This is a genomic window from Novosphingobium album (ex Hu et al. 2023), assembly GCF_022832385.1.
Classification (GTDB): domain Bacteria; phylum Pseudomonadota; class Alphaproteobacteria; order Sphingomonadales; family Sphingomonadaceae; genus Novosphingobium; species Novosphingobium album.
Window position 1 is genome coordinate 110549 of sequence record NZ_JALHLE010000004.1, and the last position, 23457, is coordinate 134005.

Annotated in this window: 19 protein-coding genes; 5 read left to right on the forward strand and 14 right to left on the reverse strand. The window is 64.5% G+C overall.

The window, feature by feature from the left end; genetic code table 11:
* Window positions 1-243: 243 nt before the first annotated feature.
* The 13 genes from MTR64_RS03730 to MTR64_RS03790 form a co-directional block, all read right to left on the reverse strand.
* Complete coding sequence (locus MTR64_RS03730; protein ID WP_243990938.1) at window positions 244-2541, reverse strand: EAL domain-containing protein; 2298 nt, start codon at window positions 2539-2541, stop codon at window positions 244-246.
* Window positions 2542-2768: 227 nt separating this feature from the next.
* On the reverse strand, window positions 2769-4664 hold the full coding sequence (locus MTR64_RS03735; RefSeq protein ID WP_243990939.1) for an XrtA/PEP-CTERM system amidotransferase: 1896 nt from the start codon (window positions 4662-4664) through the stop codon (window positions 2769-2771).
* A gap of 12 nt (window positions 4665-4676) precedes the next feature.
* Window positions 4677-6239 (reverse strand): exosortase A, encoded by a 1563-nt coding sequence (gene xrtA, locus MTR64_RS03740; protein WP_243990940.1) that lies wholly within the window; start codon window positions 6237-6239, stop codon window positions 4677-4679.
* Complete coding sequence (locus MTR64_RS03745; protein WP_243990941.1) at window positions 6229-7458, reverse strand: TIGR03087 family PEP-CTERM/XrtA system glycosyltransferase; 1230 nt, start codon at window positions 7456-7458, stop codon at window positions 6229-6231. The genes xrtA and MTR64_RS03745 overlap by 11 nt, the downstream gene beginning before the upstream one ends.
* The gene (locus tag MTR64_RS03750; RefSeq protein ID WP_243990942.1) at window positions 7458-8534 is read right to left on the reverse strand and encodes a FemAB family XrtA/PEP-CTERM system-associated protein; all 1077 of its coding nucleotides are present in this window, start codon (window positions 8532-8534) and stop codon (window positions 7458-7460) included. The genes MTR64_RS03745 and MTR64_RS03750 overlap by 1 nt, the downstream gene beginning before the upstream one ends.
* Window positions 8531-9406, reverse strand: coding sequence for an XrtA system polysaccharide deacetylase (locus MTR64_RS03755; protein WP_243990943.1), 876 nt, complete (start codon window positions 9404-9406; stop codon window positions 8531-8533). Before MTR64_RS03755 ends, MTR64_RS03750 begins: the two co-directional genes overlap by 4 nt.
* 27 nt (window positions 9407-9433) lie before the next feature.
* Window positions 9434-10660, reverse strand: coding sequence for an XrtA/PEP-CTERM system-associated ATPase (locus MTR64_RS03760; protein WP_243990944.1), 1227 nt, complete (start codon window positions 10658-10660; stop codon window positions 9434-9436).
* Between the two features lie 20 nt (window positions 10661-10680).
* Window positions 10681-12420 (reverse strand): preprotein translocase subunit YajC, encoded by a 1740-nt coding sequence (locus MTR64_RS03765; RefSeq protein ID WP_243990946.1) that lies wholly within the window; start codon window positions 12418-12420, stop codon window positions 10681-10683.
* A complete protein-coding gene (locus MTR64_RS03770; protein ID WP_243990947.1) occupies window positions 12417-13442 on the reverse strand; it encodes a capsular biosynthesis protein in 1026 nt (341 codons plus the stop codon). Before MTR64_RS03770 ends, MTR64_RS03765 begins: the two co-directional genes overlap by 4 nt.
* A gap of 11 nt (window positions 13443-13453) precedes the next feature.
* Window positions 13454-14971, reverse strand: coding sequence for an XrtA system polysaccharide chain length determinant (locus MTR64_RS03775; protein ID WP_243990948.1), 1518 nt, complete (start codon window positions 14969-14971; stop codon window positions 13454-13456).
* 16 nt (window positions 14972-14987) lie between these two features.
* Window positions 14988-15632 carry an XrtA/PEP-CTERM system exopolysaccharide export protein gene (locus tag MTR64_RS03780; RefSeq protein WP_067737317.1) on the reverse strand — a complete coding sequence of 215 codons (645 nt, stop codon included), beginning with the start codon at window positions 15630-15632 and terminating at the stop codon, window positions 14988-14990.
* Window positions 15633-15806: 174 nt separating this feature from the next.
* A complete protein-coding gene (locus MTR64_RS03785; protein ID WP_243990954.1) occupies window positions 15807-17033 on the reverse strand; it encodes a pyridoxal-dependent decarboxylase, exosortase A system-associated in 1227 nt (408 codons plus the stop codon).
* Complete coding sequence (locus tag MTR64_RS03790) at window positions 17030-18556, reverse strand: acyl-CoA ligase (AMP-forming), exosortase A system-associated (RefSeq protein WP_243990956.1); 1527 nt, start codon at window positions 18554-18556, stop codon at window positions 17030-17032. Before MTR64_RS03790 ends, MTR64_RS03785 begins: the two co-directional genes overlap by 4 nt.
* Before the next feature lie 39 nt (window positions 18557-18595).
* Here MTR64_RS03790 and MTR64_RS03795 point away from each other — a divergent pair, with 39 nt between their 5' ends.
* From MTR64_RS03795 to MTR64_RS03810, 4 genes are read left to right on the forward strand one after another with little or no spacing between them, the layout of a single operon-like run.
* Window positions 18596-19600 carry a GNAT family N-acetyltransferase gene (locus tag MTR64_RS03795; protein ID WP_327194244.1) on the forward strand — a complete coding sequence of 335 codons (1005 nt, stop codon included), beginning with the start codon at window positions 18596-18598 and terminating at the stop codon, window positions 19598-19600.
* Between the two features lie 38 nt (window positions 19601-19638).
* Entirely contained in the window at window positions 19639-19902 is a 264-nt protein-coding gene (locus MTR64_RS03800; protein WP_243990961.1) for an acyl carrier protein, read from the forward strand.
* 10 nt (window positions 19903-19912) lie between these two features.
* Window positions 19913-20587, forward strand: a complete 675-nt coding sequence (locus MTR64_RS03805) for a hypothetical protein (RefSeq protein ID WP_243990963.1) — start codon at window positions 19913-19915, stop codon at window positions 20585-20587.
* Window positions 20584-21360 (forward strand): hydrolase 1, exosortase A system-associated, encoded by a 777-nt coding sequence (locus MTR64_RS03810; protein WP_243990965.1) that lies wholly within the window; start codon window positions 20584-20586, stop codon window positions 21358-21360. The genes MTR64_RS03805 and MTR64_RS03810 overlap by 4 nt, the downstream gene beginning before the upstream one ends.
* Window positions 21361-21370: 10 nt before the next feature.
* Here MTR64_RS03810 and trxB read toward each other — a convergent pair whose 3' ends face one another.
* Window positions 21371-22324 (reverse strand): thioredoxin-disulfide reductase, encoded by a 954-nt coding sequence (gene trxB / locus MTR64_RS03815; protein ID WP_243990967.1) that lies wholly within the window; start codon window positions 22322-22324, stop codon window positions 21371-21373.
* A 147-nt stretch (window positions 22325-22471) separates the two neighbouring features.
* Between trxB and MTR64_RS03820 the strand changes: the two genes are divergently transcribed.
* Complete coding sequence (locus MTR64_RS03820) at window positions 22472-23347, forward strand: alpha/beta fold hydrolase (RefSeq protein WP_243990969.1); 876 nt, start codon at window positions 22472-22474, stop codon at window positions 23345-23347.
* The last annotated feature ends 110 nt before the right edge of the window (window positions 23348-23457 follow it).

Genomic DNA, 23457 nt, shown 5'->3' on the forward strand with positions numbered 1-23457 from the left:
GGCGCATTTTTTAAATATTTTATGTAAAAAATAGACAATCGCCCTTCAAAGCCATTTAGCTTTTGAAGGGCGATTACCATTGCGTTCGGCAAATTACATGCCGCACAGCTTAGTTGTTTAAAGGCTGATTACCAGTTCCAACCAGCCCAAGGCCATTTCTTCATTGTATTTCCCCATGTGAACAGCCGCTATCAGTGCGACCTTCTCATGGTTAACAATGACTTAAACGCCTTTCAAGGAAAATTAACCAATCTTGAGAACCTTTGGCTGGGCAATCTGCTCAACCAGCTCCCGGAATGGTACGGGGCGGCTGAGAAAATACCCTTGGATCACATCGCAACGCAGGCCCCTGAGCATCTCCAGAGCCTTCGCGGTCTCAACACCCTCCGCCACGACCGTACGGTCCAGCGAGTGAGCCATGTCGATGATCGACTGAACAAGCAGCAGATCCTCCTTGTTGGCCTCCATCGACGACACAAAACTCTTGTCGATCTTCACTTCGCTGGCTGGCAGGTAGCGCAGGTAATCGATCGTGGCATTTCCGGTTCCGAAATCGTCGATTGACAGACGAAGCCCCGATCGCACCAGGCGCTGCAGCATCTGATATGTGCGCGAACTCCGGTCGAGGCGATCCGTTTCGGTGATTTCCAGGATCAGCCGGTCCGGCGGAAGCCCATGCTCTGCCAGTATGTCGGCAATCATACCCGGAAGTCCGGGATTGCGAAGCAATTGAGCCGAAATGTTGACCGAAATGGTCAGATTGTGGCCCATCCGCTGCAATTCCACCGCAGTGCGGACGGCATCGTTGATCACGAACCGGGTAATCCGCTCGATCCGGTGAAATTCCTCGGCAATGCGGATGAACTTTTCAGGACTGATCGGCCCGCGTTCCGGATGGGTCCAGCGCACAAGGGCCTCCGCACCGCAGATCCGGTTTGTCTTGAGATCCAGCTTGGGCTGATAAGCCACCCAGACCTCGCCATTGTCGATAGCGCGATCCAGCGATGTCAGCAGCGAGATTTCCCACTGCGCTTCCTGCCGGCGGCTGTCATGCTGATAGACGAGTTCGTCATTGCGCACGGCCTCCTCGGCCGCCTGCATGGCACTGGCGATCCGGCTGGCCATTGGACGGTCGAATTCCGAATCGATGCCGCAATTGAACGACAGGTCGATGTCCAGTCCACCGACCTGAATGCCATTCTGGACGATGCGATGCAGACCTTCGAGATTTTCGCAAAGATCGAACGTGCTGCGGATATTGGACAACCAGATGAACATGCCGCCTTCGTGATAGACGGTGACCGGCTCATCGCTGATGCGAACCCGGCGTACGATTTCACTGGCCAATTCCGTTTCAACATGTTCGGCAAAACTGCCGATAATGGCACCGTAATTGCGGATCTTGAGGGCAACGAGAATTTTGGGAGAAAGCACTTCCGAGTTCCGCAGCGCCTGAACACTCGGCAAGCCCGATCCCGCGTTCGTCTCCCCTGCCACTTCCACCCGGTCCAGGTTCCGCATGCGGATCACCGCCACAAGCGCCACGACCAGCGATGGAATGATTTCAACCGAGACTCGCACCATGTCGAGCAGGAACGGCACAGCCACGAACACAAGAACGAGGCCGGTAAAGCGGTACACGTCGAGCGCTCGCCCCCTGCCGAGCCCCGTTCCGATAACGATCAGGACGACCACTATCGGCGGAAGCCAACCAAGCTGTAGCGGAATACCGTGCGCAAGCGTTTCGGCACCGATCGCATGGAAATAGACTTCCGCAGCAGCAAGCCCTTGCCCTGGAACCGAATGAATATTGTTATACGACAACGCCGTGGGAGCGATCATGACTGTCGCTCCCTTTACAGCGGCAGGATCGAACTTCCCTCGAAGAACATCAATATAACTGACAGTTCTGAAAGTCTTGACGCCTATGGAGTAATCCGGCGTGTAAAACTGATCCAAGGGACCATCTTTTCCAGCAATTTCTGCTGATATCGAAGGAATTTTCCCTAGGGGACTATCCGATGCAAGCGGCAGAGTGACACTCAGATTAAACGCATTTGAGTGGGCCAGAAGCGACACGACACGCGCATATTGATAATACCGCTTGGGAGGTATTCTGGCGGTGTAGTTCGGAGCACTTTCGCCGGGCTTGGCTCCCAAATAGACCCTGCCGGGATGTGACTTCAATTCACGAATGAATTTTTCGTCCCCTGCTTGATCATTTGTGGTCACGAAGGCACGGGCAAAGAACACCCGGCTTGCACCGGCATCAAACAAAGACGCCAGAACATCTGCATCGTTGCTGCGATTGACATCAACCGTACCGAGCGCATCGAGCGTCTGGGAATCCTGTTCGACGATGACAAGGTGTCCCGACGCTTTCTCTTCATGCAACGACCAGCGCAAATTGCTGAGGACATCTTCCAGCGGCGAACTGACGGTTGTGACCCCGACGATGACTCCCGTCAGCGCCGCCCACAACACAATCCGGACGCGTTGATTTTTTGCGAACTTGCGCAATTGTGCCCACAACTCAGCCACGGGAGAGCATACCTTCCGGACAGAAACGACAGGTTGTTATGACACACGTGATCGCCGCGGGAAACGCCCGCTTTTGCTGACAGATATGGTGACCACGTTCGTTCATGCACGTCCCGTATTGACGCTCAGACCTTACCGGTAAGCCAAATGTCCTAAGAATCAGTATCGTTAATTTGACAAAGACACCGCAATTTCGCGGCCGCACCATCTGCCGGGCGGCCTCACATTCAACCGATGCCCAGCCCGGTGAATGCCTTTTCCAGCATGAGCAACTGCCACAGCAGACGCGAGTTGTCCGACATTCCAGATAGATGCGCATCGACGAGCGACGTCAGCCGCCGCGTGTCGAACCAGCCCGTCCGCGCCAATGCCTTGCTTGTGGCGATGTCCCGCGCCGTCTGCGCCAATGGGCCGCGGAACCATTGCGCGATAGGCGTCACGAATCCCTGCTTGGGCCGGTACAGGATGTCATCAGGCAGGAACCGCCTCATGGTGCGCTTCATCAGCCACTTGCCCTGCCCGCCATGCACCCTCATCGATTCGGGCAGGCCGGCAGCGAATTCGATCAGCCTGTGATCGAGCAGCGGTTCGCGCGATTCCAGGCTGACCGCCATGCTGGTCCGATCGACCTTGGTCAGGATATCGCCGGGAAGCCAGACCTTGAGATCGGCGTACTGCGCCCGGTCCAGCCCCGAACGCGCCGGAGCCGACCGCATGACGTCATACAGCGGCTGCTCTGCTCGGTATTCCCCGCGCAACCGCCTGAAGGCGTCCGTATAGAGCCCTTCGCGCAATTCCGGTGACGTCACCGCCAGAGCGCGCGCGTACCCTTCCGCACTGTCACCCGCCAGCGAGAGCAGCGTCGTCTTGGCGCGCAACGGCCGAGGCGCCCAGTCCGCCTTGGGGTAGATCGCCCCCAAGGTTCCGAACACCGGGCCGCGCAACCCTTGCGGCAGCAACGAGCGCACGCGGTCCTCGTTGTACTGGAACAAGTGGCGGCGGTAGCCCGCCAGCGCCTCGTCGGCGCCGTCGCCGGACAAAGCGACCGTCACCGATTCCCGCGCCAGCTGGCAAACCCGCCAGGTCGGCAGCGCTGAGGCATCGGCGAAAGGTTCATCGAACATGCCCGCCAGCGCATCGATCGCCTCGAAATCGTCGGGCGAGACCAGCCGCGAGGCGTGATCAGTGTGGTACTGCTGCGCGACCTGCGTGGCGTAGGCGCTTTCGTCGAGCGCGGCGACGTCGAACCCGATCGAACAAGTCCTGACCGGGTTCGAACTGGCCTCGGCCATCAGCGCGACAACGCTGGAACTGTCGACCCCACCCGAAAGGAAGGCGCCCAGCGGAACGTCGGCCACCATGCGCGAGGAAACCGCCTGCCGCATCAGGTGCAGCAGTTCCGCTTCCAGATCGGCCACCTTGCCCTTGTGGCGGTGTTCGAAAGACACGTCCCACCACTGGCTGGGGCGCGGCATCGGCGCGCCGTTGCGCAGCAGCAGCGAACGCCCCGCGGGCAGCTTCGTCACGCCCTTCAGGATTGCGCGGTGATCGGGGACATAGCCCCAGGCAAGATAGTCCTCGACCGCGAGCGGATCGATCTCCCGCCGCAGCAGCGGATGCGCCAACAGCGCCTTCAGCTCCGAGCCGAAAGCCAGACTGCCGTCGCTGAGCGGCGCGAGATAGAGCGGCTTCACCCCCAGCCGGTCGCGCGCGAGGAACAGCGTGCGCGCATCGAGATCGTAGATCGCGAAGGCGAACATGCCGTGCAACCGGCTGACGCAATCCGGCCCCCAGCGCTGCCAGGCGGCAAGGATGACCTCGCTGTCGCCGTCGGTGCGGAAGTGGGCGCCAGCCTCCTTCAGCTCCTGCCGCAATTCGCGGTAGTTGTAGATCTCACCGTTGAACACCAGCATCGCACGGCCATCAAGCGACGCCATCGGCTGCGGCGAACCGGCAAGGTCGATGATCGACAGGCGGCGGTGGCCCAACCCCACGCCCGGCGCGGTCCAGACGCCGTGCCCGTCGGGCCCGCGGTGCACGAGCGCATCGCACATGGCATCGACCCTTGCGGGATCGACCGGCTTGGGCGTTTCCAGATGAAAGATACCGGCAATACCGCACATGAGGCCGGGACTTTACCGGACGTGAGTCATGCGGTCCATCCACGGCCCCAGCGGGCCTGTGGACGCGCGGAAATGGCGGATGGCCTCTTCGGCCGGGCCTTGCGCCGTATCTTCCGCCGAGAGTATCAGCATCGTGGTGGGCCGCACATGGAAGGACAGGTGGTTGGCCATCACCGCCAGCTTCAGCCGGGCATTGCTGCCCGACAGCAGACTGCCGTTGCGGTACCAGGTGACGGCCAGCCGCTTGGCAGTGCCCCCGCCCAGCAGGCGTTCGCTCCGCCCGTCGCCGAAAGCAGGCCCTGGTGCCTGCCAGGCCCACGGGCTGTCCGGCATCAGGGCACCCTGCCCGAAGCCACCCGCTTCATGGCCTTCGCCCTGCCGCGAATAGAGCGCCACGAAGACATCGACCTGCCGGCCTTGCTGGTCCCTGTAGCGCCCGAGCAGCCGGTGCCCGGCCCCCTCGGCGCGCGGTTCCCACCAGATCCGCGGCGTGTAATCGACGCGCGTCCAGCCGGGAACGGCGGGCAGGTCGATCTGCCGGGGCAGCGGCGCCGCCAGCGTATCGGCCGCATAGGCCCAGCCACGCACCACTATCAGCAGAAGCAGGAGTGCAGCCAGCACCTTTCCGCCCGAAACCGCCCTCGTCTCCAGACGGCCCAGCAGAGGCGATGCCGCAAGGGCCTCAGCATCGATCACCGGTGCACTGGGCTGGCGGTCGAAGAAACGCCATGCACCGAAGATCACCAGCGCGAGCACGATCGCGAAGAAGAACCAGCCATAGACGATATGATCGAACCCGGCCGCCACTTCGACGCCGAAGAACTGCGCGGCGTAGATCGTGCCCCAGGCACGAATGCCATTGGCTACGATCGGCACGACCAGACAGGCCACCATCAGGGCCACGCGACGGCGCCAACTCACGAAGCAGACATTGGCCGCCAGCACCCCGAAGGCAATCATGGCGATCAGGAACTTCACGCCGGAGCACGCCTCGGCAACTTCGAACAGGCCCGCAGGCGTGTCGATGAACACGCCGTCGATCACCGCGGGAATACCGCTCAGATGCGTCAGGGCGACAGTGATCTCCGCCGTGATCATCTGAAGCATGTTTTCCAGCTCCTCGCCCACCGGAACGAGGAAAACCATGTAGGCGAGCGGGAAGAGCAGCCCTGCCGTCACCCGAACACCCAGCAAGAGCGGCACCACCGCTCCCGGCATCGCGACCGCAGCCGCCTGCCGGGCGATGTCCAGCCCGGACATCGCGCCGAGTAACCAGAGGAATGCTGCCGCTGCAAAGGGCACAAGGCCGGGCCACCACACCTTCGGCTCGAGCCTTTCGAGTTCCGGCCAGCGCTGCCAAACCAGCCAGCCGAGGATCGCCGGGATCAGGACGATGTGGTTATAGGTCGAGATGTCCCACCATTGCCGCGCCATCGCTGCCCAGTCGGAAACGAAGACCGCGAGCAGCACAGCCCACACCAGCGCCAGCCGGACCAGCGCCGCATGCCAGGCGGGAGACAGCCGCTGTCCGGCCGCAGTAACAGAGGTCATCACGGCGCGCATTTCAGGCGGCATCGCTCATGTCCTCGCTGCCCTCGAAACCGAGATAGCCCGGAAGCTGTGCCAGCGCAGCGTCCCATGCCGCATGGCCGACGATCCATTCGCGCGCAGCCATGCCCATGGCCCGGGCCCGTGCCGGATCGTGCGCCAGCGCGACGACGGCGCCGGCAAGCTCGGCATCACTCTGCGCAATGGCAAAGTCCCGCCCGTCCTGCGCATCGATCCCGGTCGCCGAACCGGGCGAAAGAACGACCGGCAGCGCCATGGCCATGGCTTCGAGCACCTTGTTCTGCACACCGCGCGCGATTTCGAGCGGGACGAGCGCGATATCGGCGGCGGCGAGCCACGGCCTCACGTCCTCCACCCTGCCCCAGACTTCGATGCCGTCACGCCCCCCGCGTGCCTGAAGCACGGCAGGCGGATTGCGGCCGACCACGTGCAGGCTGGCCTGCGGGCAGGCTTCGCGCACCAGCGGCATGATCCGGTCGATCGCGCGCATGACCGCCTCGATATTGGGCGCATAGTCCATCTGGCCGGTAAAGATCAGGCGCGGTGCGCCGCAAGCGGTCATGCGCGGCTCCGGCGTGACCAGCGCGGGATCGAACCAGACGCTGTCCATGCCATTGCCCATCGCGCAGACCCGCGCGGCCGGATCAGACAGGCGTGCGTGGAGCAGCGCCGCTTCCGCCTTGCTGATCAGCAGGGTGACATCGCTGGCCCCAGCGATCCGCGCTTCCTCAGCCTGCAGCAGGTACCCTTCGCGGCGCTCCATCCACGACCGGATACCATGGCTCTTGGTGGCATAGGCCTCGAACTTGGCGGAATCAACGTCGACCAGATCGGCGACCACGCGTCCCCGGTAACCGTTGGGCACGTACTGTGCCATCTGGCCGGAGAAGATGTAGATCACGCTGATGTCGCGCTGCGCGAGCACGTTGCGGACATAGCGTTCGAGACGGCTGTCATGGAAAGCGGCGATGCTCAGCGGCTTGCCCGTCGCCAGCGCCTCAAGCCCGGCCACCGGCAGCCGCTTGCGGCGGCGGACAAGGCGATAGCTGGCGCTCAGCGCGGCAAGATCGGCCTCGAAGCGGTGATCCTGCTCATCATCCGCGAATGTCGCGACATGAACCGGCGCCAGCCGCGCCAGCGCCTTCAGGACATGGTGCGAGCGGATCTTGTCGCCCCGGTCCGGCGGGAACGGGATGCGATGGGCCAGAAACAGGATCTCGCCCATCAGCCGATCCCGCGCGCGATCAGTGGCCCGAGGCGGTTAGCGACCGGTAGCGGCAGGCGCTGCCACACCTTGATCTGCAACGAGAGCTTGGAACTGGTGGGATCGGCCCCGCGCTTGGCCGTGCCGGGCCGCGTCCACGTCGCATACGTCAGCAGTTCGGGCTCGAAACCCCAATTGCGCTTGAAGTGATAGGCGCCGCTGTTCGTCTTGGAGCGGCCGAAATCAAATACCGTGCAGCCGCGCCGCCGGGCGTGGAGCATCAGCTCGTAATACATGCGGTCGTTCGCGCGCAGGCGCCTCGCTTCCCACGTACCGCCGCCCCAATAGGGCATGACCGCGCCGCCATGATAGACACTGATGACACTCGCCACCGGCTTGCCCTCGTGGCGCACGGTGAGGATATCGGCCTGAGCGCCGAAGGCATCGACCACGCTGTCGAGCAGCGCGCGCGGGAACACCGGGGTGCCGAGGTTGCGGTAGCTTTCGCAGAAGACTTCGTAATGCGCCTGCCGGTCGCGTTCGGCCGTGCCCACTTCCACCGTCAGGTCGTTCGCCAGAGCCTTGCGCACGTCGGCGCGCTGCTTTCGCGGAATGTCGAGCAGTTGCGTTTCGTCATCTGCGGCCAGCGGGCGGGCGAAGTTGCAGTGCGATTCGGTCTTGAGCGCCCAGCCGCCCTGCTCCTGCGGCATCGGGCCACCGCGCAATTCGATCGTCGGGCACGACAGACGCCGCGCCAGTTCCTCGGCCGCGGCGAACATGCTGCGCGGATCGACATCCTCGTTGGCCAGCAAACCGCCACCGACGGCAAAGCCGGTGGAGGCCAGCACACGCCCGAACACCGGCGAGTGAATGGCATCGAACGGCAGGAACGCGACGATCTCGCCCTGACGGGTCTTCACCAGCGCGTGGGCCTCGTTCCCGGTCGCCTCGGCGACGGACAGGAACCAGGCCGGACGGTGAAACGGTGTGCCATGCGGATGGCGGGCCACGTAAGCCTCGATTCGCGTGATCTCGTTCGGATCGTGCAGCGCCGCAATGCGCACCGAGCTGCGGGTCAGGGGGAACGGCGCGTTCATGCCGCCAGTGCCTCCGCCCTTGCCGCTTCGCGCGCTGCCAGTTCGTCCATGCGGCCCCAGCGGAAATCGCCGATCAGTTGGCGCAGCTTCCTCTCCATCACGCCGAGATTGGTGTAGTGCCGCAACCGCGAGCGCAGCGGCGCATGGGCAACGCGCGGCTGGCCGGGATCGATCTCCCACGGGTGGAAATAGAACACCGCCGGGCGCTGGTCCTGCCCGTTGACCTGCCGGATCGCCCAGCGAGTAAAGCCATAGGGCAGCACGCGGAAGAACCCGCCGCCGCCCGCAGCCAGCCGCCGCCCGGCGAAATGCGCGGTCGTCACCGGAATTTCCACGAAATCGCTGCCCGGCAGCGGATGGAACGCAAAACGCGGCGCCTCGCGCCAGCCGTAATGGTCGTGCACGATCGGCGCGACACTGGAACTGTAGGCATAGCCCTGTTCGGCCAGCACCTCGAACGCCCAGAGCGTGCGTGCGTCGATCGAGAAACTGGGTGCACGGTAGCCCTTCACCGCGACCCCGCAGGCATCCTCGATCGCCTTGCGGGCGCGGGTGACATCCTTGGCGAAGCCCTCGGCGCCGAGCCGGAATACGCGCTCATGATCCCAGCCATGGCTGGCGATCTCGTGCCCTTCGGCCGCAATCCGGCGCATCATCTCCGGGTGCCGCTCGGCGATCCAGCCCAATGTGAAGAACGTGCCCTTCACTCCGGTATCAGAAAAGAGCTGCAGAATTTCCGCGCAATTGCGCTCCACCCGGCCAGTCAGCGTGGGCCAGCTCTCGCGGTCGATCACCGTCTCGAAGGCGCCGACCTGAAACCAGTCCTCGACATCGACCGAAAGCCCGTTGACCGGCTGCTGGCTGGTATTCATCGGACGCAACTCCAGACGGCCGGATGGTCAGGCGGCTTCGCGCTGTCCGTCGCCGCTTTCCATCCATTCGATCATCATCGTCAGTGCATGACGCAACAGGCGCTCCTGCTCGCCAAGGCGGGCCTCGAGCCGCGCCGCGTGATCGCTGACCTCGACCAGACGGGCCTGCAGGTCATCCACGAGCACCTGACCGGAACCCTGCTGCACGTCAGCCGCATCGCGCCCCTGAGCCGTGGCGGCAAGTTCGAGCACGGCCTGCTCCAGCTCGTGGATCCTCGCGTCGCGATCGGCCATCGCCTTCTCGATTAGCGCGGTAGCAGCCATCATATCGATCCCGGCAGGCGCCGCGGCGGGTGCCACAGCATTGCTCCCTTGCTCTGCTGTCAACGCGACCGGCGGGATCGTTCCCGCTTCGGGATTCTGCGTGACCAGCGCCAGAGACCCGTCGTCGCTCATCTCGTCCAGCACCTGATGGACCATGGCGCTGTCGATAGTGTCGCGCTGATCCACCGCACCGAGCAGTAGCAGGCGGTTGACGATCTGGTTGATCCGGCGCGGAATGCCGCCGGTCGCTTCATAAATTTCCGCGAAGACGACCGGGTCGAAACCGGGATTGCCCTTCCAGCCGGCCCGTCCGAGACGGTGTTCGATATAGGCCTGCACTTCCTCGCGTTCCATCGGCCCGAGGTGGTGCGTTGCAATCACCCGCTGACGCAGCTGCTCGAGCTGATCGCTGTGCATCAGCGTGTCGCGGAACTCGGGCTGGCCGAGTAGCAGCGTCTGCAGCAACGGATGCGAGCCGAGCTGGAAGTTCGACAGCATGCGCAACTCTTCCAGTGCCCCTACGGCCAGGTTCTGCGCCTCGTCGATAATCAGCAGGCAACGGCGGCCCAGCCGCGCTTCCGCGTGGAAAAACGCTTCGATCGCCCCCAGTGCCGAGGCCTTGTCATGCCCCGTCACCGGCAGGCCGAAAGCCTGCGCGACAACATGGACGATCGCCTCACCGTCGAGCGCGCTGGTCACCACATTGGCCACCGTCATGCGCGAGGGATCGATCGTGGCCATCAGATAGGCGACGAGCGTCGACTTGCCGGACCCCACCTCGCCGGTGATCACCACGAAGCCTTCGGCCTGCGCCAGGCCGTAGCCGAGGTAGGACAGCGCCTTGCGGTGAGTCACGCTCTCGAAATAGAATTCCGGGTCCGGGGTAAGCTGGAACGGCTTTGCCTGAAGTCCGTAGAAATCGTCGAACATTGTTGGTCCTCCTGTCGGACTCAGAAATTGTAGCGAAGGCCGGCCAGCGCCGAAGCCGTCCAGATATCGTCGATCGCCGGATCCTTGCGGCTTGCCCCGTCGATCCCAACCGCAAGGCTCGCGCGCAGACGCCGGGTCAGCAAGCGAAAGTAACTGGCCGAGGCCCCGTAGGCGGCGGTATCCGCGAACAGCGCATCGTTGCTCGACAGCCAGTTGGCGTAGGCATTCGCCGACCAGCCGGCATTCCGTCCCAGCCGCCCGCTCAGATACGCCGCGAGCCAGTAGCTCTCATCGATCACCCCGTTCGCCGAAGCCAGAACAGTCCCTTCCGCGGCTATGAACTTGCGGCGGTCATAACCGAGCCCGACACCGGCATCGAGCAGCCCGATCTTCTTGGTAAAACTGGCGGCGACACCGCGCGCCCGGAACGTCGAGGAGCGGAGCGAGGCGAGCGCGCCGGACAGGCAGTTGCTGCCGTCGAGCGAGGACACGCAGCCCGTGAGGTCACCTGTCACCGGATCGCGCACCGCCTCGAAGTCGTCGGGCAGGTCGTCGATCAGGCGATTGAGCTGGCCGCCGAAACCGGCAATGTTGTCGTACACGGCGACGCTGAACTGGCTGCGGTCATCGGGCGCGTAAGACAGCGTTCCACCGAAGCTTGTGGTGCCATAGCGGCGTCCGACATGCGCGGACAGTGAGGTGCGGCGGCTCGGGCGCCACATGACCGCGACATCCCAGATCATACCACTGACGTCGTAGGCCAGCACGCGCGGGGCGCTCTTGTCGGTCACATAGCGGCCGTCGGAGCCGATCACAGGATTGCCATCAGCATCGCGCACGGCATCGCGGCTGGAGATTTCGACGTCCTCATAGCCGATGGCCGCCACAGCCTGCACCGTGCGGCTGACGGGCACGGTCACCATCGCCCGCGCCTGCATGTCACGCACGCGCTGGTCGAGGTTCGAGATGTCTTCCTGATAGAAGCTGCCGCCTACGCCGAGACCGACAGGCAGCACTGCGCCAGGAGCCACGCCTGCCTCCAGGTCGGCGACCTGCGTCACACTCTTGTCGAAGGTGTCGGCGGCAGCGGTACCGACGCTCGCGACATAGGCATTCGACTGGTCGACCTTGGTGAAGCCCGCGCGATAGTTGGCGGTGACGTCCACCGCCCCGGCGCGCGTCGCCACCGAAGGGCCGCCATAGACCGAATAGATATCGGTGCGGGTCTTGTCCGAAACGACGGAGGAACCGGTGCCATTGAACGAGGCCCGCGTGGCCAGGGCGCCCGCCTCCAGCGTCACGCCCGGTGCTACGGTGGTGTACCCGCGCACGATACCGCTGATCGCATCGCCATCCCGCGCCTTCTTGCCCCAGCCGAACTGGCGCTCGTAGCGCACGGATACCGATGCCGCATTGTTGCGCCCCGCTATGCCCGCATCAACCCCTGCCGCAAGCTGGGTATAGGTCAGCACATCGTTGCCCGGCGAAAGCTGCGCATCGACGATCTGGTCAACCTCGATGTATGGGCTGATTTCGAGCCGCTTGCTGCCCTTGTGGCTACCCTTACCCCCACGCTTACTGGATCCGGCGGGCTGGTAGACCGGCGTTTCGCCCTGATCGCCGCCACTCATGCTGCTCCCGCCACCTTCGTAGCCGATGGTCTGGGCCCGTGCTGTGCAAGGTGCGGCAAGAAGTGCCACCGCGCACAGCGATGCGCTCGCGGAGAGCCCTCGCGGCAACGACTGTCGCAGCCAGGTCATCCCTTGTACCCGTAGTAGGAACCGAACCGGCGTCCGCTCGGGCTGAATTGCGCACCGTTGAGCAGCAGTTGCACGTTTGGGCAGGCATTGAGCAGCGAGATCGCATCGTCCAGCGCCCCCTGACCAGTCCGGTCAGCGCGTACGATCACCACGACTTGCCCGACATATTTCGCCAGTTCCGCCGCAGGCGAGGCGGCGAGGACCGGCGGGGAGTCGAAAATGATGATGCGGTGCGGCGCGCCTTGGGTCAGACGATCCAGCACGCGGCCCGTGCGAGAACTCGACAGATACTCGCTGTCATGGCTGGTCGTATCGCCCGCAGGCAGCACCCAAAGCCCCGGAATGTCGGTGCCGAGCACGCATTCGGTTACATCGACGTTCTCATCCATCAGCGCGTCCATCAGCCCCGGACCACCCGGCAGCCTGAGCGCAGAAAGGATCGACGGCTTGGCGAAATCCGCATCGACAAGCAGGACTTCGCTTTCCTTTTCCGCAGCGATCGAAAGGGCAAGGTTGAGCGCGCAATAGGTCTTGCCTTCCCCCGGGAGAGGCGAGCCGATCAGTACCCGCTGCGCCATCGGGCCCGCCTTCTGGCGTCGTAAATCCGCTGCCTGAACGAGGATCTGGCGCTTGATGATCCGGAACTCCTCAAGGAGCGCCGTTACCGCGCCTTCAGGAACGATAAGCCCCTGCTCGCGCAAGTGCTCGCGGTCCACGTGATGGCGGGTTCCGTTGAATTCCACCGGCACGGCGACAGGTGCAGGCGCAGCTTGGGTGGCAGATTCACCTTGCGATGCCATCGGCGCCGGAGCGCCCGCCTTCGCCACAGGCTGCGGCGGCTGCGCAGGGGGCACAGGCACTGCCACCTTCGCCAGTGCCTGTGCTTCAGGAGGAAGCGGAGCAGGATGGGCAATAAAGCTGTTCAGGCCGAAGCGCCCGGCGGCACGCTCGATCAGCGATTCGCCTGGCTTCGGCGGGCAGGAGGCGCCTTTGGGCATGGGGATCTTGCTGTGCTCGGTCATGTCCGCTTCCCTCAGGCCACCATTCCGCGCTGGACGAATTCGACGGCCAGCAGCACCACGAACAGTCCGCACAGCGCCGCACCAGCAGTGTAGAAGTATTTCAACCGCTTGCGGCCCAACGCCCGCGCATCGTCCGTCAGGTTTTGCGAGATCGCGCCGAGAACCGGCAGACCGGTAATCCGCTCGAGCCCGGACGTAGTGGTGAACACCGACCGTACCCGGCTGAGTGCGAAAGCCCCCGCGCAGCCACCGCAGATCCCGACCACCAACACGCCCAGCAACAACACCGGACGGTTGGGAGCGACCGGCGAGCGCGGCGTCGTCGGCGGATCGACCACCTCGAATTTCACCGCCTCGCGCTCGGTCTTCACTTGGCCGCGCAGCTTGAGTTCCTCGCGGTCCTGCAGGAGCTTGTCATACTGCTGGCGCAGCACGTCATAGTCGCGGTTGATGCGCTGCGCTTCGGTGGCGAGTTCGGGATCCTTGATCGCCGAAGCCATCAGCGAGGCCACGTCGGACTGCAAAGCCGCCTTGCGCGACTGCAGCGCCTGGACATTGGCCTGCCGCTCGGCACGGATCGACTGGAGCGACGAGTAAGCCGGGTTGATCGCGCCACCGCCATTCGCCGCTTCTTGCGCCGCCGGTCCTTTGAGCGCGGCGATCTGGTTGCGCGCCGCTACCACGTCGGGATGGCTATCAGTCAGCCCCCTTGCCTTCATTCCGGCCAGATCGGACTGGGCCTTGGCCAGCGCCGCCTGCGCTCCGCCGCCAGCGCCGGCGATCGTACGGGGTGTTCCGGCCAGTTGTCCGTCTATCGCGGCCAGCGCGCTCTGTGCTCCGGCAAGATCTGCCTCGACATCGCGCAGCGAAGATCGCGAGGTTTCAAGGCGCTGCACCACGGCCGCGCCGCCCTGGGCCAGCTCGGGATGTTCCGCCTCGAACGCGGTGCGTTTCTGCTCGGCCGATTCCAGCTGCTTTTCGCGCTGGCGCAGCTGCTGGTTCACGAATTCCAGCGTCTCGACCATTTCGCCGCGGTCACCCGAGAGGTTCTCCTCGCGGAAAATGTCGATCAGCTTCTGCGCCACCGCCTGCGCCAGCCTGGCGTTCTCGGAATCGGAAAACGACGAATAATTCGCAGTCGCGGTGATCTGGAACAGGTTGTCCTGCTGGCTGACGATCTTCACATTGTCGGCCAGGCGAAGCACGGCGGCTTCCATCTGCTTGGGCGATTCGATGGTATCGCCAAGGCGCGTGCCGCGAACCACCTTTTCGAGGTTAACCGCACTCGTCAGCGTCTGGCGAATACGTTCAATGTCACGCTTCTTGTCAGCAACGCCGATGCCGACCTGTTCGGCCAGCGCATCGTCGAGCTGGATGAAGATCCGGGCCTGCGATTCATAGCTGTTGGGAATCAGCGCCACCACGAACCAGCCCAGCAGGCAGATCGCCCACGCCAGACCCAGCGCGATCCAGCGCCGGGTCCAGACACTGTGGACCGCCGAAAGCAGCTCTTCGTAGAGGTTGTTCATTGCGCCAACCCGCTCCTCAGAACATGCTTTCGGGGATGATGATGACGTCGCCCGGCTTCAGCATGACGTTGGCCTTGCTGTCGCCCTTCTTGAGCAGATCGCCGAGACGCAACTGATATTCCTTCTGCTTGCCGCTGGTCTTGTCGAAGCGGATCAGGCGCGCCTTGTTGCCTGCCGCGTATTCAGACAGGCCGCCCACCGCGATCATCGCGTCGAGCACTGTCATGTTTGCCCGATAGGGAATCGAAGCCGGCTTTTCAGTGGCACCGACGACGCGGATCTGCTGGCTGAACGTGCCCGAGAAATTGTCAACGATCACCGAGACCAGCGGGTCCTCGATGTACTGCGAGAGCTGGAGGCGGATGTCCTCGGCCAGCATCGACGGCGTCTTGCCCACGGCCGGCATGTCGGTGATCAGCGGGGTGGTAATGCGACCATCGGGCCGCACCTGCACTTTCGCGCCGAGTTCCGGATTACGCCAAACGAAAATGGTTAGCGTGTCGAGTGGGCCGATGACGTATTCCTCGCCCGGACCTTCCTGCATCGCGACAAACGAAGCCGGGGGCAGCTCCGGTCCGGACGCCGAGCCCATGCACCCCGTCAGGGTGGCACTGGCAAGTGCGCAACCGGCCAGAATCCGGGCAAAACGATATCGCGGCATGGACACACCTTTGTCTGCACCAGCCGCCTCCACGCCTGCAGGCTCGAAGTGACGGCTGGCAAAATCCGGCGTCCGTAATCCGAAAAAAGGGTGAACATTGCGTTAGCCGTGACTGTCGATTTATTGACCGGTCCAAAATCGGGACGCGTAAGGGCCTAAATCATTACGGCTTTTTCAGACGAGCAACTCAAACGCGGGGCCCTGTCCCAGAAACGCGGACGGGCTGGCACTGGCGCCATAGGCCCCGGCGCAGAACACGGCGGCCAGATCCCCCACATCGGCGCGGGGAAAACCACCTTTTTCTGCAAGCTTGTCCAGCGGAGTGCACAGGCAGCCGACGATCGAGGCCTCTTCCTCGACCGCCACGCCGAAACGCGTGGCGATAGCCGAGGGATAATTGCGCCGCACCACCGTTCCGAAGTTGCCCGAGGCAGCGAGCTGGTGATGCAGCCCCCCGTCGGTGACGAGGAAAACCTCGCCATGGCTGACCTTACGATCGACGATGCGGGCGAGATAGACCCCAGCCTCACCCACCAGATAGCGGCCAAGCTCCATGCAAAACGCGGTTTCCGCCAGCACGTCGGGCAGCACCGCGAACTGCTCGGCGAGCCGCTTGCCCACCAGTGGGAGATCGACCGGCGTATCGCCGGGGAAGTAGGGGATTCCCAGTCCGCCGCCAAGATTGCAATGCGGCAGCGGCACGCCGCTTTCCTCCGCCAGCCGCGCGGCCAGCGTCAGTGTCTGCGCCTGCGTGTCCGCGATGGCTTCGGCATCGAGCGCCTGGCTGCCCGCGAAGATGTGAAAACCGCGCCATTGTGCGCCGCTGGCCAGCACCGTGCGCACCAGCGCGGGCACGCGTTCAGCATCGACGCCGAACGGCTTCGCGCCGCCGCCCATCTTCATGCCCGAGCCCTTGAGGTCGAAATCGGGATTGACCCGGATCGCGAGACGCGGCGCCAGGCCGATGCGCTCGCCAATGGCAATCGCCCGCGCCGCCTCGCCTTCGGATTCGAGATTGAGTGTCACGCCCGCGCGGATCGCGGATTCCAGCTCCGTATCGCGCTTGCCCGGCCCGGCGAAGCTGACCTTGGCCAGCGGCACGCCGGCCTTGGCGGCAATATCCAGTTCCCCGCCCGAGGCAACATCGAACCCGTCGACCAGCGTCGCCATCAGCGCCAGCAGCGGCGGGAACGGGTTCGCCTTCATCGCATAGTGCAGCGCCAGCCGCTCGGGCATTGCCGCCCGCAGATCCGCCACCCGGCGGCGCACATGATCCGCGCTGTAGAGGAACAGCGGCGTCCCGCCCGCCTGCTCCACCCAATGCGTCACCGGCTGCCCGGCCACGGCCAGAACGCCGTCAATCGCCTCGTATCCGGCGGGGATCGGACCGAGCGGCTTCATGCCATGACCTCCGCCTGCAGCCCCGTTCGGTCGATCTTGCCGTTGGGGCCCACGGGCATGGCGTCACGCCAGTGGATGACTTTGGGTTGCATGAAATTCGGAAGGTCCTGCATGAGTTTACGCGGCAATTCTTCTTCTGCATCTGAAATGCCCGGCGCCGCGCGGACGATCAGGTGAACCGCCTGCCCCAGCCGGTCGTCGGGCACGCCCAGCGCCACCGCTTCGACCACGAGCCCGGTGGCTAGCGCGGCTTCCTCGATCTCCTGCGGGCTGATGCGGTTGCCCGCGCTCTTGATCATCGCGTCGCGCCGCCCGGCGAAGTAGAGCAGCCCGTCGGCATCGCGCCGCACCCGGTCGCCCGACCAGACGGCAATTCCCCCATAGACCGAGGCGGTCGGGGCAGGCTTGTACCGCTCGGCCGTGCGCTCCGCGTCCTGCCAGTAGCCTTGTCCGACCAGCGGCCCGCAGTGGACCAGCTCGCCTTCTTCCCCATCCTGACAAACTTGTCCCATATCATTGATAACAAGTATTTCTGCATGAGGGATGGCCTTGCCCATGGAGGTCGGGTGCGTATCGATCAGCGCGGGATCGAGGTAGGTAGAGCGGAACGCTTCGGTGAGGCCATACATCGCGAAAAGGCGCGCCTGCGGAAACAGGCCGCGCAGGCGCTTTACGAGATCGGCCGTCAGCGCGCCGCCGCTGTTGGTCAAGCGCCGCAGCCTGGCTGCCGTCTCGGGCGGCCAGTCCAGCTCGCAGATCTGCACCCAGAGCGGCGGGACAGCCGCGAGCGTCGTGATGCCATGGCGCTCCACCGATTTCATGACGTCACGCGGCATGAGGTAGTCGAGCGGGACCACGCAACCCCCGGCATACCATGTCGACAGCAGCTGGTTCTGGCCGTAGTCGAACGAGAACGGCAGCACCGCGAGCGTGCGGTCACCTTCGGCAAGGCCAAGGTAATCCGCGACACTTTCGGCCCCCAGCCACATGTTCGCGTGGCTGAGCATCACCCCCTTGGGGCGCCCGGTGGAGCCGCTGGTATAGAGAATGGCCGCCAGATCATCGGGATTGGCCGTAGAGGGCGCCGCCTCTCCGTCCAGTTCGGCAGCATCGGCCAAAGCCTGCGCCTCTTCCATCACCCGGCAACCGGCCGGTACCTCGTCCTCTTCCAGCGTCTTGAGGCGGGCGGGCGTGCCCACCAGCATCACCGCGCCGCTGTCGGATAGAATATGCTGCACTTGCGCGTGCTTGAGCAGTGGATTGACAGGCACATGCACCAGCCCGGCGCGCGCGGCAGCAAGCGGCATCAGGCAGGTCAGTTCGCCCTTGGCCGCCCATGTCGCGACCCGCGCACCTTTTACCGGCACTTCACGCGCCAGCCAGGCCGCCAGCCGGGAGACACGTGATCTTAATCCTCGGTAGCTAACAACGCCGTCGCGCAGCACCAGCGCATCGGCATCATCCGCTCCGCGAAGGGCCAGATGGTCGAGCGGCAGGATCGGATTTTCGAGGGGGCCGCGCATGGGTATGGAAAAGCTCCGTCCGGGGACATGACAGGTAACGTGGTAAAGATCGCATATCACTCCGATCTTAAGGAAGTCCAATCGGATGGCCAGCTGGCCCGCCTGCTGTCCGCCGCCTGCCAGCACGCGCCGTTCGACCGGCTGGAATGGTGGCTGATGCTCGAGGCGCATTGCGGGTTGCGCCCGATGCTGGCCGTGGCGCGCGATGGCAACAATGCCGCCGTGCTGCCGCTCACCGCGCAATCCGGCCATCCGACGGCACTCTCGAACTGGTACACGTTCCGCTTCCGCCCGATCCTGAGCGGTGATCCGGCCCTGCTGACCGCCCTCGCCCGCGATCTTGCCCGCAAGTCTCAACGCGTAACGCTGTCGGGCGTGCCGGACGAAGACGGCAGCGCCACCCTGCTCGAAACCGCCTTTCGCTCGGCCGGGTGGCTGGTGCTGCGCGAAGTGTGCGACACCAACCATATTCTTGCCGTCGCGGGGCGCGACTACGAAGCCTTCATCGCCGGCCGCCCCGGCAAGCTGCGCACCACGCTCAAGCGCAAGTCGGGCAAGGTCGAAACGCAGGTCCTCACCCATTTCGACGACGCGGTCTGGGCCGCCTACGAAGATATCTACGCCGAGAGCTGGAAACCGGAGGAAGGCTCTCCCGATTTCCTGCGCGCCTTTGCCCGCGCCGAGGGCGATGCGGGCCGCCTGCGCCTGGGTATTGCGCTGGCAGGCGGCGAAGCCATTGCTGCGCAGATGTGGACCGTCGAGGGCGGCACGGCCTTCATTCACAAGCTCGCCCACCGCGAGGCCGCCAGGCCACTCTCACCCGGATCGGTGCTGACCGCCGCGCTGTTCCGCCAGGTGATCGACACCGACAAGGTCGATCTGGTCGACTTCGGGACCGGCAACGATCCCTACAAGCGCGACTGGATGGAACAGGTCCGCCCGCGCTTCCGGCTGGTCATGATGCGCCCCATGGCGCCACAAAACTGGCCGGTTCTCGCGAAGGCGGGGCTGCGATACCTTGCCGCAAGGGCCAAGCGCGGCTAGAGGGCGCGCCGTTAATCATGCCATTGAACCGAGGGACCATGTCCGACGATACCGACCAGCTGCTGCGCCGCATCCTCACGGATGTGCTTGGCCTCAAGCCAGGTCAGGCCGACGGTTTCGACGCCGATACCGGCCTTTTCGGCCACTTGCCCGAGCTGGATTCGATGGCCGTGGCAGGCCTGCTGACCGAGCTGGAAGACCGTCTCGAAATCGTCATCGAGGACGACGAGATCGACGGCGAGATGCTCGAAACCTTCGGCGGCCTGCTCGCCTTTGCCGAGGCCAAGCGCGCAGAGGCATGAGAGAGGCGCGATGACCCCGGCAACCTGGCCCTGCCCGCTGCCCGCCGGCGGCGCGGCCCGGGAATATGCCCTGGTCTTCGACAGGGGACGCCAGCACCGCCTGCTCATCCTCCCCGCCCTGTTCGACGAAAGCAACCGCCTGCGCCGCTTCACGGTGGAGGTCATGCGCCGCCTCGATGCCGCCGGAATCGACGGCTTCCTGCCGGATCTTCCCGGCTGTAATGAGAGCCTTCAACCGCTCGAACAGCAGGACACCACCGACTGGACCGACGCCGCCACCGCCGCCGCACGCCATTTCGACGCCACCCACGCGCTCGGCATCCGCGGCGGCTGCCTGTTCACGCCCGCCGGCCTGCCTGTGTGGCACTATGCCCCGGCCAAGGCATCATCAATCCTGCGCCAGATGATGCGTGCGCGCATCCTTTCCGCGCGCGAGGCCGGACGCGAGGAAACGCGCGAACTGCTGGCGGAAATGGCCGTCGTGTCGGGCATCGAGCTGAGCGGCTACCCGATCGGCGCCGACTTCTTCCGCCATTTCGAGAAAATGGCTCCCGATCCGCGAGCCACGGTGATCGCACAGGACGCGTTGGGCGGGAGCGGCTTGTGGACGCGCGCCGAGCCGGACGAGAACAGCGCGCAGGCCGACGCCCTTGCCGCCATTGTGATCGCGGGCATCGCGCGATGAGCCGCCGCCATTTCACCTTCCCATGCGAGGGGGCGCAGCTTGCGGCCACGCTCGACGAGGCACCCGGCAAAACCGGCCTGCTGCTGGTGACCGGCGGCAACGAGGTACGGGGCGGTGCGTGGAACGGGCAGGCTCGCTTCGCTGCGCGGATCGCCAAGGCCGGTTTCCCGGTCCTGCGCTTTGACCGGCGCGGCACGGGTGACAGCGAGGGCACCAACGGCGAATTCCGCTCCAGCGTGCCCGACATTGCCGCCGCGCTGACCGCGTTCCGGCGGGAATGCCCCCATGTCACCCGCATTGCCGGACTGGGCAATTGCGACGCCGCCTCCGCGTTGATGCTGGCCGGTGGTGCCGGTCTCGACGCGCTGGTGCTGTCCAATCCCTGGACGATCGAAGATGAGGGTGAAGAGGCTCCCGCCGAAGTGGTGCGCGACCATTACCGGCGGCGGCTGGCCGATCCGGCCGCGATCCGGCGCCTGCTGACCGGGCAGGTTCCCATCGGCAAGCTCGTCCGCAGCCTGCTGTCCGCGCTTCGGCCTTCCCCGAAGGCTGCCGCAGGCCTTGCAAGCGAAATCGCCGCAGGGCTGACCTCGTTCAAAGGCCCTGTGCGCTTCCTGATCGCCGGTCGCGACCGCACCGGTCTTGCCTTCGTGGCGAAGTGGAACAAGGCCGACAAGCGCATCCGCACCTGTCCCGGCGCCTCGCACAGCTATGTTGAGCCCGAAGCGCAGGACTGGCTTGTCTTGCAGGTTCTGGAAATCCTTCAGGTCTGAGGGCTTTTCCTCAGCCCGCCTTGAATTCCTTCTCCGCCAGATAACGCTCGGCATCGAGTGCGGCCATGCAGCCCATGCCGGCGGCGGTGATCGCCTGCCTGTAAGTGTGATCGCAGACGTCGCCAGCGGCAAAAACGCCCGGGATGTCGGTCTTTGGCGTCCCGGGCTGGACCAGCAGGTAGCCGGTATCGTCCATCGCCAGCTTGCCCTTGAACAGCTCTGTCGCAGGCGCATGGCCGATGGCGACGAACGCGCCATCGGTCTCAATCTCACTTTCTACGCCGGTCACGGTGTCGATCAGGGCCAGCGCGCGCAGGTCGCCCGCCTCGCCCGCGACGAAATGCTCGACGCGCTTGTTCCACACGACCGAGATCTTCGGGTTGGCGAAGAGACGGTCCTGCAGGATCTTCTCGCAACGCAGGGAATCGCGGCGATGGATCAGGGTCACGTCGTCGGAGTGGTTGGTGAGGTAGAGTGCCTCTTCCACGGCCGTATTGCCGCCGCCGATGACGACGACCTTCTTGCCGCGATAGAAGAACCCGTCGCAGGTGGCGCAGGCCGAGACGCCCTTGCCGGAGAGTTCCTGCTCGCCCGGCACGCCCAGCCACTTGGCCTGCGCACCGGTGCAGATCACGAGCGTATCGCCTTCGTAGATGTCGCCACCGTCACCGATGGCCTTGAAGGTACCCCCGGTCAGATCGACCGAGGTTATCGTGTCCCACATCATCCGCGTGCCCACATGCTCGGCCTGCGCCTGCATTTCCTGCATCAGCCAGGGGCCCTGGATAACTTCGCGGAAACCGGGGTAGTTCTCAACATCGGTGGTGATGGTCAGCTGGCCGCCCGGCTGCAGGCCCTGCACCACGATCGGCTCCATGCCCGCGCGCGCGCCGTAGATCGCGGCGGAAAGCCCGGCCGGGCCGGAACCGATGATGAGCATGCGGGTCTTGTGCGTCGTCGCCACGTCTGTCCTCCGGCGTGAATTGCGTTGGCGGGCGAGATAGGGACAAGGGGCAGGGTTTGCCAAGCGCGGGGTGGCAATCGTTTTGCTTCATCCCCGCAAATCACAGCTTCGATTGACCTCAGCGCCCGCGCGTCCCACGTTCGGGGCATGGAAACGCAACTCGGCCCCACCTCCAACCGTTTCATCTCGCAGCGCCTGCGCCTCAACTACGTCGACTGGGGCAATCCGGACGCACCGCCGCTTATCCTCCAGCACGGCGGGCGCGACCATTGCCGCAGCTGGGACTGGGTGGCTGAGGAACTACGGCACGACTGGCACGTGATCTGCCCGGACCTGCGCGGCCACGGCGACAGCGAGTGGTCGCCCGAAGGCAACTACAGCATGGACGCCTTCGTCTATGACTTCGCCCAACTGGTCCACACGCTGGGCTACGAGCAGGTGACGATCATCGCCCATTCGCTCGGCGGCAACATCGCCACCCGCTACACCGGACTCTACCCGGAAAAAGTGGCGAAGTTCGTCAACATCGAAGGGCTCGGCCCGCCGCCGCAAATCCGCCGCCAGCTGGAAGAGAAAAGCGTAGGCGACCGCCTTCGCCAGTGGATCGAGGACAAACGCAAGGCCTCGGGCCGCAACCCGCGCAAGTACGCGACCCGGCGCGACGCCTATCAGAGGATGAAGGAGGAGAATTCGTTCCTTACCGACGAACAGGCCCGCCACCTCACTATCCACGGCGCCAGCCGCAACGAGGACGGCACCTGGAGCTGGAAGTTCGACAACTACCTGAACATCTGGTCCGGTTCCGATCTGCCCACCGACGGCATCATCGCCCTGTGGGAGGCGATCACGTGCCCGGTGCTGCTGCTGTGGGGCAAGGACAGCTTCGCCAACAGCCCGGCCAGCGACGGACGCATGGACCACTTCCCGACAGCAAAACTTATCGAGTACGAGAATGCCGGGCACTGGCTGCACCACGACCAGTTCGACCGGTTCATGAGCGATGTGAAGGTGTTTCTGGGGTAAGTTTGTGGAGGGACGATGGTCGCCGCTGGCGGTATTTCCATCGAAAAGCGAACGGCCAGGGCGCACCGGCGAAGCGGGCGTAGAGTCCGCTACCCCCCACCAGCAAGCTG